Origin of the sequence: Flavobacterium poyangense, from assembly GCF_011751075.1 — a bacterium.
Lineage (GTDB): Bacteria > Bacteroidota > Bacteroidia > Flavobacteriales > Flavobacteriaceae > Flavobacterium > Flavobacterium poyangense.
Genome location: NZ_JAALLN010000001.1, coordinates 285320 through 297845, shown reverse-complemented (window position 1 = coordinate 297845; position 12526 = coordinate 285320). Strand labels below are relative to the sequence as shown.

The 12526-nt window shown below is 31.3% G+C and carries 10 protein-coding genes; 6 read left to right on the top strand and 4 right to left on the bottom strand.

Features of this window, described 5'->3' with window-relative positions; all coding sequences use genetic code 11:
- Positions 1-49 precede the first annotated feature (49 nt).
- A complete protein-coding gene (locus G3A47_RS01185; protein WP_166920989.1) occupies positions 50-1135 on the top strand; it encodes a cytochrome-c peroxidase in 1086 nt (361 codons plus the stop codon).
- Positions 1136-1469: 334 nt separating this feature from the next.
- Here G3A47_RS01185 and G3A47_RS01180 read toward each other — a convergent pair whose 3' ends face one another.
- Entirely contained in the window at positions 1470-4184 is a 2715-nt protein-coding gene (locus G3A47_RS01180; RefSeq protein WP_166919633.1) for a S8 family serine peptidase, read from the bottom strand.
- A 579-nt stretch (positions 4185-4763) separates the two neighbouring features.
- Here G3A47_RS01180 and G3A47_RS01175 point away from each other — a divergent pair.
- The gene (locus tag G3A47_RS01175) at positions 4764-5594 is read left to right on the top strand and encodes a M57 family metalloprotease (protein WP_166919631.1); all 831 of its coding nucleotides are present in this window, start codon (positions 4764-4766) and stop codon (positions 5592-5594) included.
- A gap of 230 nt (positions 5595-5824) precedes the next feature.
- On the opposite strand, the gene G3A47_RS01170 is transcribed toward G3A47_RS01175, so the two are convergent.
- Complete coding sequence (locus G3A47_RS01170; protein ID WP_166919629.1) at positions 5825-6409, bottom strand: hypothetical protein; 585 nt, start codon at positions 6407-6409, stop codon at positions 5825-5827.
- Positions 6410-7248: 839 nt separating this feature from the next.
- Between G3A47_RS01170 and G3A47_RS01165 the strand changes: the two genes are divergently transcribed.
- The gene (locus G3A47_RS01165; protein ID WP_166919628.1) at positions 7249-7563 is read left to right on the top strand and encodes a hypothetical protein; all 315 of its coding nucleotides are present in this window, start codon (positions 7249-7251) and stop codon (positions 7561-7563) included.
- Between the two features lie 521 nt (positions 7564-8084).
- On the top strand, positions 8085-8624 hold the full coding sequence (locus G3A47_RS01160; RefSeq protein ID WP_166919627.1) for a hypothetical protein: 540 nt from the start codon (positions 8085-8087) through the stop codon (positions 8622-8624).
- A 244-nt stretch (positions 8625-8868) separates the two neighbouring features.
- Here the strand turns inward: G3A47_RS01160 and G3A47_RS01155 are convergent, their stop codons facing one another.
- A complete protein-coding gene (locus G3A47_RS01155; RefSeq protein ID WP_166919626.1) occupies positions 8869-9924 on the bottom strand; it encodes a hypothetical protein in 1056 nt (351 codons plus the stop codon).
- Between the two features lie 219 nt (positions 9925-10143).
- Positions 10144-10272, bottom strand: coding sequence for a hypothetical protein (locus tag G3A47_RS23940; protein WP_256371218.1), 129 nt, complete (start codon positions 10270-10272; stop codon positions 10144-10146).
- A gap of 347 nt (positions 10273-10619) precedes the next feature.
- Here G3A47_RS23940 and G3A47_RS01150 point away from each other — a divergent pair, with 347 nt between their 5' ends.
- Together G3A47_RS01150 and G3A47_RS01145 are read left to right on the top strand one after the other, a co-directional pair.
- Positions 10620-11603, top strand: a complete 984-nt coding sequence (locus tag G3A47_RS01150) for a hypothetical protein (RefSeq protein ID WP_243860365.1) — start codon at positions 10620-10622, stop codon at positions 11601-11603.
- Positions 11600-12400: a hypothetical protein gene (locus G3A47_RS01145; protein WP_166919625.1), complete on the top strand. Its 801-nt coding sequence runs from the start codon at positions 11600-11602 to the stop codon at positions 12398-12400. Before G3A47_RS01150 ends, G3A47_RS01145 begins: the two co-directional genes overlap by 4 nt.
- Positions 12401-12526 lie beyond the last annotated feature (126 nt).

Sequence of the window (12526 nt, the reverse complement as noted above, 5' to 3'; positions counted from 1 at the left end):
TATTTTACTAAAAACTTGTTTTTTTATTTTTTCAATTGGAGTTATACAGATGCTATTGAGTTTTAGCATTGGAATAAGCGAAAAAATAACAAGTCCAAACTGGAGGGAGCTTTATAGCAAACCAACAAAAGAATGGCCAAAACCAAATGTGGATAAAGGCATTAATTGGCAGGAGTTTGAATCTTTGAATATGGATACGCTTTATTATGACACTATGGATAAACCCAATGTGATATTAGGACAAATGCTGTTTTTTGATCCTAAACTTTCGGGTTCCAATCAGATTTCGTGCAGTAGCTGTCATGATCCCGAACTGGCATGGGGTGACGCAAGAGAAGTATCTCTGGGGAATGATCATTTGCAAGGAAAAAGAAATACGCCTTCTTTATATAATATCAGCGCCAGAAAATCTTTCTTTTGGGATGGTAGGGCCGCTACTTTAGAAGAGCAGGCGCAGGGTCCAATCACCGCGCATCATGAAATGAATATGGAATCTAAAAACCTGGCTAAAAAGTTGAAAAAAGTGAAGGGTTATGATGTCTTATTTCAAAATGCTTATGGTAGTACTGCCATTACTTATGAGAAAATATTACAGTCCTTGGCTGATTTTCAAAAAACAATACAAAGTAAAAGAAGCCGTTTTGATGCTTTCATAGATGGCGATTACAGTCAGTTGTCGGATCAGGAAATAGAAGGGCTTCATCTTTTTCGTACCAAAGCACGTTGCATGAACTGTCATTCCGGGAAATATTTTACCGATGAATCTTTTCATAATATAGGACTTACTTATTATAAAAGAGAGTATGAAGATTTAGGGCTTTTTAATATTACAAAAAAGGCAGAAGATGTTGGGAAATTCAGAACTCCTTCGCTACGTGATGTCATGCATACCGGTCCGTGGATGCACAATGGTTTGTTTGATAATATTACAGGAGTTGTTAATATGTACAACAGCGGGATGCATATGATTGATCCAAGTGAAAGCGAAAAAGCCGCAGATCCCTTCTTCCCAAAAACCGATGTGTTGATGCAGCCTTTGAATCTTACCGATGATGAAATCGTTTCTTTGGTTTCTTTTATCAAAACCTTATCGGGCAGACAATACAAAATGGAACGTCCGAAAATATTGAGATAAAAGTTGTAAAATGTAAAATGTAAAATGTAAGATGTAAGATGTAAGATGTGAGTTTGAGAGATTATCGGTTCTTTTATAAGACCAAAATTCTAATTGATAGAATGCTTGCGAAAGCCAAAAAGCAATACTGATTTCTATTTCATTACTTTAACGCCTTATGTAGGAATCGAACATGAAGGTGATATTAATCACTGTATTTCCTTCTAGGTTTATCTTTCAGAATAAAGCCATAAAACAAAACGTATCAAATTTCAGACTCACATTTCACATTTTACATTTCACAACCCACAACCCACAGCTCACAACTTGAATTAACTACACATCCCGAAATAGCTTAAAAAACGGCAATTTTTCCTGTTTGTCTTCCGCCTAGGTCTGTTGTTATTTTATAAATATAAATTCCTGAGGCGATATTTTTCAGATTAATGGTATTGATTTTAGAAGAGAGTGGGGAAGTGAAAGTATTTTGTCCGCTACTATTGTAGAGATAGAAAACAGCACTTCCCTCTTTTTTGGCTTCAATATGTAATTCTTCACTTTTACGTAATAGCGTGGGATGAACAGAAAACAAATCATTCCCTAAATAATTAGCATCCACAATTTGAGAACTCACAACATTGTTGTTTTCTAAAATTATATTTATTTTATACTTATTACTGCCTTTTATTGGAGTAGTATCCAAAAAAGAGAATGTCTTCGAATTGATATCCTGTAGGGTGCTGATGACATTCTCAGTAGCATTAATTAGCCTTACTAACTCTATTCTTTTGATATTGTACAAGCTAAAAAGACTGGCACTAATTTTTACTTTTTCCTCCTCAAAAATTTCTGCCAAAGTCAATTCGAAATAACAATTTGAGTTTGGAGCGTACTGTAAAGTTGATTCACTTTTTATTCCTTCGTTATTGTCAAATACAGGAACAACGGTGTGAATTTTTCCATCAGTATAGGTATAAGTAGTGTTTGTTATTTGTTCTTTAAATTCTAAATGATCATTTGTTAGTTGATAAATATTAAATGCAGCAACATCGGCAGGTTTGTCCCAGTTAATTTCTGTTGTACCGTCACAAACTAAGCTTGTATTGATGTTCAAATCGTAAGAGATTGTAAAGGCATCAGAAATGTAGTCTGTATTGCCAACGCTCATTTTTAATTTTGCTTTTGAGAATTTTTGCGCAGTTGGCGTATAAGTAAATTGTTCGTTGTCCAGATCTATACTATTTGCGATAATTTCCCAAGTTTGTCCATTGTTGTAACTAATAGACAATTGACCCGAAGCTCCGGAAAAGGAAGAACTCCATTTGAAAGGAGAAATAGTTTTACCGTCATACGGGAAATTATCATTATTGATGGGATAATTCCATTCAAATTGATTTTCCAATTCATATTCGTAGGCAATGTTGTAATCCTGAGACGTATTTGAAATGTAGCTGCCAATAACAGCAATAGTGAAGGCGTCGGATACAGGGTTTTCAATAGTCACTTGCTCGATGTTGTTAAGTTTATCTTTCCCTTTTGTAGCTTGCTGTTGAGGTGCATCAGGATTAAGAATCCAGGGTAAAAAAGTAGTATTGTCAGCTGAGATAACTTCTAAATCTAAGTCATTCACCAAACTGATGTTACTATTGATTGCAGCCGGCAAATCGTTCCAGACTAATGTGACTTTTAAGTTTTTTGCATTGGGCGGAAGTGTAAGATTATGCGAGTTTGTCTGGCCTGATGTTAAACTACCGGAAAGAATTCTGTTTTCACTGATCGTTTTCAGGCATTTATCAGCATTGATATTGCCATAGCCATAAGTGAAATCCGGTCCAATATTACCCAAATCTTTTGCACTATTGATTAAAATTGCCTTTGTAAGGGCATTTGGTAAAGAGTTATTGTGTATCGTTTTATAATGTTGTTTCATAAGAGTAATAACTCCTGTAACTAATGCTGTAGAATTTGAAGTTCCTTGTGTACTAAAAGCCACTATCTCCGGTTTTATACGGCCATCGTAGGCCGGACCTTTTGAAGAAAACGGCATAATTACTTCGTTTTGGTCAATACAACCCAATGCAATACTATTTTTAGATTGTTTGAAATTGCCGGTAATCGATTTATAGCCTTGAAGTCCACTATTTCCGGAAGAAAAACAATGAGTTAAATTCATATTGGAGAATAGTTGTTGGTCATAGGCATTTGCAAGTGAACCGTAAAAATTTTCAATCACGGTCCCGTAAGAATGATTTTGGGTAGTAGCTCCTTGTAAAGTGGCGATTTCATCAGGATACATATTCAATAAGTCAGACGATTGTATTTTAGACTTTTGAGCGACTCCTTTTCCTAAAGCAGAACTATTGCCTAACCCGGAAACTATAGTGGCCATAGCCGTTGCGTGGCTTGATACAGTAGAGGATTGTGTTGAAGAAGGAATGTGTTTGTTTAACAGATCGATATCATTTAGATCAATAAAATCATCCTTGATCGATACAATTTGATTTTCACCTGTTAAAAGAGGAAAATTGCTATTGGCTTTATTGATGTAATTTATAGTGAAATTTTGATCTACTATTTTAGATTCTGCTTTTGGTTGCAGCGATTCTTGTGAAATAGAAGTCACACTATTCAAAGTTATAATCTCATCAAGAATTTTTTTGGAATTACTTTTTATGATTATAAGATTGTTGTTGAGTATTTTGATATCCGAAATCTGTATAGATTTCAAATCAGCAAGCAACAATTCGATGGAATCAGTAGCTATTATATAGGGTTTGTCTTCCTTATGATTTGAAAAATTGGAGGGTAGTTTCCATAAATTATTAACCGGAATAATTTTTTTTAAAGACTGTTTCGATTTTGAACTTTCGGTTTCAACAATACAATAAGTGTTATCCAATTTTTTTATAATCTTGTATTTGTTGTAATGTGCATTTTCTAAAGTTGTAAAATAGTATTTCTCAAATTTCTTTTCGTTTTCTTTTTTTAGGTATTGTTCCCATTTTTCAGAATTTTGAGAGAGACCGATTGTTGCAATCATAAAAAGGAGTAAAGTAATTTGTTTCTTCATTTATTGTAATTGTTAGGGGAGTTTTAACCATATTCATAAATGTTCAGACTAAAAAGAGAGGATAATGGTAGTTCATTACTTCTTAATCCAGATAAAACTGCTCAAAATTTGTTCTTAATGGTTTCTATTTTAAATATTTATCCTTCCGGATAAATCAAAGTTATTAAAATATTTGTAAAAAAATTATGTCTTTTTATCTCATTCAAAATCTTCCGGGTTTTTAAACGCACTATTCAATTTTATATCATTGTTTACTTTTTAAAATTTTATAAGAAAAATTAAAACCGTTTTTAATATTTATTGTGCAAAATGGAATATTGAAAATTACAGACCATTTTATTTTATTTAAAACTTTGATTTATATTGAGTTATTGATTTCATTGGGCTCGCAACAATAATCAGATAAATAGTATAAAAAAATGTTAACAAAATAATTTAACAAAATATGTTAATTTTGTTAAATCAATTGATTTATAAGTATTTTAACACTAAAATTATATAGTTTTGAAAAAAATAGTACGAATATTTTGTAAAACCCCTAATTATATTAAATTATTTTACTAACCAAAAAACTATTAAATGAAAAAACTTAAACCCCTTTTAGCCTTGTCATTTGTAGCAGTAATGCTGTTTTCTTGTAACAAAGAAGATGAGACAAAAAAAGCAGACCAAGAATCTCTTAAAGTAACACAGGATGTGTTAAATAAAATTGATGCACTTGCATTAAATAATAAAGATGTTCAAGTGATCAAAAATACTAAGTTAGACGGTTCTGTTGAAGATGCGTTCCTAGTTGAAGGAGACATCATGATAACACAAGATCAGTTAAACAAAATGGATCTTCACGGTGGTATCACAACAGAACAATACCGTACTACTAATTTAGTGTCTGCTCCAAGAACTATTAAAGTTGTTGGATTGTCAGGAACAGGTACAACTGCTTTGACTACCAACATGAGAGCAGGATTGCAAGCGGCAATAAACAGATACAATAATTTAGGATTGACTATTAAGTTCACATTAACTTTTAGTTCAAGTACTGCTGGAGCAAACATAGTAGTGAGAAGACAAGTTGGAGGCGCCGGTGGAGTAGCTGGTTTCCCTTCAGGAGGAGCGCCTTTTAATTCAGTTACTTTATATTCTGGATTAGAGTCTTACTCAGTAAATGTAAATGCGCATGTGGCTGCACACGAAATTGGTCACTGTATTGGTTTACGTCATACTGACTATTTTAGCCGTCAAAGTTGTGGACAGAATTCAAATGAAGGATCTGCCGGTGTTGGAGCAATTCACATTCCGGGAACTCCTACAGGATATGATTCAACTTCTTACATGAGAGCATGTTTCGGTTCAAATGAGACCGGAGCTTTCAATGGTAACGATATCACAGCCCTGAATTATTTATATTAAAAAGTAGATTAGGGTTCTTTTTACAAAATATAAGAGGCTGCTTCACTATTTGTGAAGCAGTCTCTTTTTTGCTTTAAGCGTAAAGTCCGGAATGCTCTTTAAATAGAGTAAAGAAGATAAAGATTCTTAGAATTCTCTTTTTGTGTGAGAATTTCGCAGAGAAAATAATAAGAAAAAGAAGCCGTATCAATAAAATGGATGACCTAATAACCTTTTAATCAGATGGAAGTTTATAATTTATTTACCGCTTCTACGATTTTTATGAGGTCACTTTCTATTGATGTCTTGGATTGAAATTTGGTGTCAATTAATTGTTGTACGGTTGTATTGTCTTTATAAAAGTCTTTTAATTCGTTTCTGTATTTACTAAGCCGTGTGGCGCTAATTAAAAAAATATAGGTGCCGTCAGTTTTTTCTAAAGTATAAAAAGTACCCATGCGAGCTCCGTTTTGGTTTACGGTATCAAAGTAGTAAAGACTGGTTTTTTGCCCACGAATAATGGGTTGCAGAAATTTAAGGTTATTGATGCTTATAGTAGGTTTTGAAAAAAACAGATACTGTTTATCATTGTATAAAAATCCATAACTTCTGATGTCTTCGGGCTTAAATTTTTTAGTATTGTTACTATTATCAACAACTTCCACTTTATTGAAGAATTTTGATAAATCGTCCGAGCCCCAAACAGATTTTGGAATTTTTATTTGAGCTTTAATAGTGTCGTTAGTGTTTGTTACATAATATCCCGGAACAGTAGTTTGGGAATAGCAATAACCGAATCCGGTTAGTAAAAAGAGTAGTAGAAAATAATGTTTCATAACCGTTTCTTTTTTGAATTAATACTCGTTTCGTATTCTTCACGTTTCCGGCGACTTTTCTTTTTTATTCAGTAATGGTATAAAGCAGCATGATAATCAAATAGCAACCTGGTTATTCACGCGACACTTTAGAATAAATGATGGTTGTCTCTCACATTCTCGTAGCCGTTAATTAAAAATCTAACTTGCTTATGTCTAGGTGTTTATTTTGAGATCGAATGTACTAATATAATTGTGATATTCCAAATAATGAAGGGTTGTTGGTTTTTCGGTATTTATTTAGCAAAATGCAGTAATGTTGGTTCTTTTGTTTTTTCATGGATCCCGGATAAACACGAAAACCTGTGGATAAAAAATTTCAGCAAACTTTATATGTTTTTTTAACTGCTAAGTGCGCAAGTTTTTTTGTTTGTGTTGATCGCAGAGTTCGCAAAGCTTTATCAAAAAGTTATTTGTTCTGAATTTATTGAGTTTTTATGTTTGTTAAGTGTTTTTTCACGCAGATTTATTCAGATTATTTTCTAGGAAGGGTAAAAAAAAGTATTAGCTTAATCTGTAAAACCAGTATGTATAGACCTTTGCGTACTTTGCGTAAAACCTTTGTGCACCTTGCGGTTAAGAAACATAAGGCTAAGAATTCTATTTCTTCACAGGTTTTTGGATTGGTCCATTATTAACCACTAACACATCTGATACATTGCCTATTTTGGTGTGTTTAGTACTAAAAAAAGAAAAGAGGCTGTCTAAAAAGTTAAGCAGTCACTTTTGTGTCATTTTGTTAGAGTTATGTATATTTGGGAGTTGGCAGTAATGTTACCGCAAAAAAAAACGAGAATAAATTGAAATATAAAATACTTACCAAATCGAAAAAATTTTACTGGACAGTAAATAATATATTTTTTGCAATTATTTTGATTACTACTTTACCCGTTTTTATAAAATTAAATATTTTTAAAAGTGGGACTATTACAATATTCGATAAAACATTGTTATGCATACTGGTTGTTACATTTTTTATTGCAACAATTATCGGGATATACAAGTACAATAAATTTGTAACATTGAAAGGAGAATTAAATTCTGATTTTGAACTTAAAAAAGATAGTATTTTAACAATCGAAAAAGAATATTTACTAAATGATATTCAGAAATAGAGATAAGTGCTTTTGACTTCAAGGGAGCATACAGTGGTTTTAGAAATTTTGATGGAACTTTATCTAATGGTGTAGATAATAAAATTAAAATATTTTTAAATGATAATAGTAGAATTGAACTAAATTTTCAACAAAGTTTTGAAAATGAAATACGAAATGATCGTGAAATCTTGATTGGTTATTGCAATAAAGGAAAACTAAATTATTTAAATCTACTCGAAATTTTGGGAATAAGTGATTACGAAGAAATTCAAAGATTTAAAAGAGAAAACTTAACAAAATCTAATTCATTGTAAATATAAACACTAGTGCCAACAACCGGAATTACAAGAAATTGAAAACTTCATGAATTCAAAAAAAAGTAATTGATGTTTTATTGAAGTTGTTGATTTTTAATAAGTTGAGTGCTTGTTTTTTTGCGAAATTTGTTTATCTTCGATAGATAGAACCCGGCCCGCTTTGACCGGTAACTTCGCGAAGTAGACTGACGTTGTATCCAATGCTAACCAAAAATCGACAATATGGAAAAACTAGACTTAACCCAAGAAGAAAAGGATACCCTTAAAGTTGGAATTGACGAATTAAAGTATACGATTGAAAATAGTGATATTGAAAAAGACAAGTTTTTAAGAAATCCCTTTAGTTATTTGAGAAGGAAAACAAATATTGTTCTATTAGATTATATCGCTAAATCAAAAATACTTGTTGAAGACTTTGAAGCGGCTGTGAAATATCTTTTCAGAACATTTAAAAACTTACTCAATGAGTGTTTGGCATGTAAATTATCAGCACTTTTACTAATTTATGGATTGTTAGCAAAATATGGAATTGCCGTTGTTGCGACGATTGAATTTATTGATCAATTTGTAAATAAGTTAGAAGAGTTTTTTGGTTCAGTAGCTGAAGATGCTGATCAATTTATTGCAGAACTAATGAAGGTAAATAAACAGATTAAACCTTCAACTATTGCGCTTAATTTTTGTAAAGCAATTGGCACATGTGGTAATAATTCTCCAAGAATAGTAGTTATAACTGGAGATGCCGTTAGTAGAGTAAACTAGCTGCGCATCCAATTTAGCAAAGTACAATGAAAAGTACCTAAAATAAAAAAGCACCTCGATGAGGTGCTTTTTGCGGAGAAAGAGGCTCCGTGAACCTTATATTAATCCCAGTGTTTACAGGGCTTACAAGCGTATGTTAAGAACAGGGTAAATAGGGTAACTTTTTAAAGTTTCTCCTTATCTTATTGAGGATAAGTATAATACAGGTATACAATTTTTTTAAATTAGTTTTAGAATTTTTGTTTTATTTCAACTTTGTAAGAGCTTGAGAATTTCGCAATAAAAATACATATTGAAAATAATCTGTTACAGAAGATCCTTTTACGGGAACAACATTTTCTCCAAATGCCCTCGATTTTACACTTACCAGATTTTGCGACTTTAAATAAGGGGAATCCTTTGCATCAAGTTTAAAAAGAGTAATAACTTTGGGTTTGCTCAATTCTTTTAGATCGTTAATTCCTTTTACCAGCATTAATGGCCCGTCGGCATTCATCCAATCTACTCTTTCGTTTTCCGGAGTTGGGAATTGAGGATTTTTTGGTAAATACATTTCGCTATCTATGGTGTAGCTCACAAACCCCGCCACTTTAATTCCTGAATCTTTTAATCCCGCAGCAAAAGTTTCTTTTCCTGATTCTGTTTTCTTTTGAAGTACATGAAAATATCCAAAAAGTCCATAAAACTTTTCATTTTCGAGATGCTGTTTTTTAACGGCTTCTTTAAAATTACTCACCATGGCAACATCTCTAGAACCTTTTGATTGGTCATCAAAATTCTTATCAATTCCAATAACTGTAATTTTTAAAGTGTCGGCTAATTTTTGATTGTAATCGTAAATTGCATTCCATTTATCAAATAGCTCCTGGGAGGATTGCTGTGGAATTCTTCTTTTAATATTTTCTACAACTTCTTTTAAAATGACTTTATTCTTTTGTCTTTCAGATAAAAAGAGATTTAGTTTTTTAGCTGTCAAACTATCCATTTCAGCAATATAATATTTAAGTCCAATCTTTTTGTTTAAAAAGAAAAGCATCTCTTTGTCAATAGTTTGATTATCGGCATAACCATGAATTTCTCCAAGCAAGAAAACTTGTGACTTATAAAAATCAGCATCAAATAATTTTTCATTTACAGATCCTGAAATCTCAACATTGTTTTTTAATAAATAACTGATATTTTCGTCGTTTTTAGATTCCAAGAATAGTTTACTACTACCATACAGATAGGCGATAAACACTAAAACAATACTTAAAAGGGTAATAAATGTAATTTTGGCAATTTTTAGAATTTTCTTCATATTTCTGTTATAATTATTTTGATGTAAAAGTATTATTATCAAAGAAAATAATCAATTCTTATAGACTGAATTGTTATTCTAAGATGATGAGTTGTTTGATAATTGGTTTATATCTAACTTATCAGACTTGATAAGTATGATTTTCTATAAATCGGTATTCACAAATTTTACAATAATATTATTGCTTTTTATTATTTTCAGGTTTATTTTCAAAACAGGCTACGTATACTTTTCCAAATCATCTTCTTTTCCCAGTCCCCACTTTTGTTTCAACTGATACTTGGTCATCCTAATACTTTTTGGCTCGACATTCATAAATTCAGCCATTTCTTTAGTTGTGCGCTTCATAAAAGATATAGCGGCTGTATCTACTGCCGGTGGATAGAAGTATCACTGCGTATTTATAATTGATAATTACGGATATTCCATTATTTGAAGCGAATTTATATTGGCTTACATTCACATTGCCTTTTTTTTGAAATTTGTATTCCAGCATATTGTTTTATCAATTGCAGACAAGACAATAGGAATTTAAAATTAACCAATAATATAATGAAAATATGACACCCATAATACTTAACAGAATTAAGTGATCAAGAACTTTTACAGAAAACGAAAAAAAATAAAAAACAACAGATTTTGTTGTAGAAAAGAAATAAGTCATATTGGCAAAAAAACAGTAATCAGTTAAAAAAATGAACATAGCATTTATACAAAATATTTTGGTTCTTATGCTTTTATCATCTGTAGTAAGTTGCAATGGTCAAGAAGCTCCTAAACCGCTGGTGGATTCAGAAGTGTATTCCTTTTCAAGAAAAGAAAAGCTTTCTACGGATGCTTATGAAGTTTTCAGAACCAATAAATTTTTGAATTTTAAGGATAAAGATTCTCTTATTGAAAAGATTGACGGTGCCGTTTACAAGAAAATTGATTTGAATAATTTTTTTGAGCATAAAAAGAATTGGGAAAAAATTCAAAAAGAAGATACGGTTTTATATGCAAAAAATGAACATGCAAAGTATGTGTATAAAGACGATGTAATGATCGAAACGTATTTAGAAGCAGGAAGCTATAATGTGCGAAAAGAAATAGAAACAGTTTACAGTCCGAAATGTTTTGTTTTGAGATATGAGAAAAAATATTTTGTAGGAGAAAATTACAATCGTACCGAAAGCATTACCAACCAATTTGATAATTTTAACAGAGTCATCAAAATCATAAAGCGTACAGAATATAGCAAGAAAAAAGATAACAGTGAATCTGTCATTATTATAAAATATGGTGACGGAATTGCAACTATTAGCAGTGAAAATGGAATTATTGTTTGCGAATTGATTAGGGATGAAAATTCGATTGGAACGATTTCTAAATTAAGCCCAAATGATACTGCAGATTATTTTAGCTATGCTATTGCGCAGCAGCAAATTGAAACAGCCAAAGAATATTGCACCAAAAAAATGGTAAAGAAGATAGAAGATAATATGTCTTTATATCAAAATATTAGCGCGGTAAAGTGGATGGGGGGCAGTAGTATTTTTGGAGAAAAAATGATTATTGATGAAGATTGGGAGGTCACATTTAAGGATAAAAAAACTGAAAAATGCAAGGCTGTTTTTATTATGGTAAAACAAAAAAACGGATGGAAGATTGATGATTTTGAAATGAATAGACAAAAATGAGAAAAAAAATAGTCCTTTTAATTTTTTTACAAATTTTTCTATTAGGCTGTAAAAGCAATAATAAGGAAAATGTTCTAACAGATAGTTCTAAAGATACTCTTGCCACAAAACGGAACAATACTCCAAACAAAGAATCTTTTACAATCGTCTGCGGCTCAGGATGCGTGATGACTTATAATGAAGAGGCTAGAAAAACTAATAAAAATTCAGTTGAAATAAAATATAAGATAACTCAATATATTGATGAAAAAATTGAAGATGAATATTTTGAAACCTATATTTTTGAAAGTGATGAAAATATAAATTTGAAATCCATTCATTTGAATAAAAGCAAGGATAATATTTTAAATGACAGCAATTCTTTATTAAGAGAAGAATTTTTGGAAATCGGAATGAAAGTTTATCCCAAAAGTACTGCAAAAAAAGCAAATTTAGGAGAAATAGCATTTGTAGCAGATCATGGACCTTATCAATTGATGGATGTTCCATTTGATTTAAAAGAATATTTAAATAATTTGCCAAATCAAATTAAAAACGGTTATAATCCTTCAGTTATAACAGAAAAACATTTAAGCTCAATAGGGTATGAAGGAGAGAAATATAAATGCTTCTTTATTAAAAAAGAGATTGATTCAATGGCGTTGATTGTTTCTGTTTCAATAGGAGATTCTGAGTATTTTTTGCTGCTTAAAGCAGATCGGAATAGGTTTGTATCTTATGAAGAAATCGGGAACATAGGAGGTAGGGGTGCCAAATATTTTAAAATTGATGAAAAGTATAATGTCGTTTCGTATTGAAAAAAACTTAAGTGAATTTTCTAAATGCTGAAAAGCAGCAACGGATAGAAATCAAGCGAAAAGCAATCAAGAAATTTAGAGTAGAAAGGCAATTATAACAGTTTTTATTCACTACTAGAATAAAAC

What these genes read in the sequence shown, in the direction of transcription:
- G3A47_RS01175 (WP_166919631.1), top strand. Translation starts at nt 4,764, where the DNA reads ATGAAAAAACTTAAACCCCTTTTAGCCTTGTCATTTGTAGCAGTAATG.
- G3A47_RS01145 (WP_166919625.1), top strand. Translation starts at nt 11,600, where the DNA reads ATGAGAAAAAAAATAGTCCTTTTAATTTTTTTACAAATTTTTCTATTA.
- G3A47_RS01155 (WP_166919626.1), bottom strand. Translation starts at nt 9,924, where the DNA reads ATGAAGAAAATTCTAAAAATTGCCAAAATTACATTTATTACCCTTTTA.
- G3A47_RS01180 (WP_166919633.1), bottom strand. Translation starts at nt 4,184, where the DNA reads ATGAAGAAACAAATTACTTTACTCCTTTTTATGATTGCAACAATCGGT.
- G3A47_RS01185 (WP_166920989.1), top strand. Translation starts at nt 50, where the DNA reads ATGCTATTGAGTTTTAGCATTGGAATAAGCGAAAAAATAACAAGTCCA.
- G3A47_RS01170 (WP_166919629.1), bottom strand. Translation starts at nt 6,409, where the DNA reads ATGAAACATTATTTTCTACTACTCTTTTTACTAACCGGATTCGGTTAT.
- G3A47_RS23940 (WP_256371218.1), bottom strand. Translation starts at nt 10,272, where the DNA reads ATGAAGCGCACAACTAAAGAAATGGCTGAATTTATGAATGTCGAGCCA.
- G3A47_RS01150 (WP_243860365.1), top strand. Translation starts at nt 10,620, where the DNA reads ATGAACATAGCATTTATACAAAATATTTTGGTTCTTATGCTTTTATCA.
- G3A47_RS01160 (WP_166919627.1), top strand. Translation starts at nt 8,085, where the DNA reads ATGGAAAAACTAGACTTAACCCAAGAAGAAAAGGATACCCTTAAAGTT.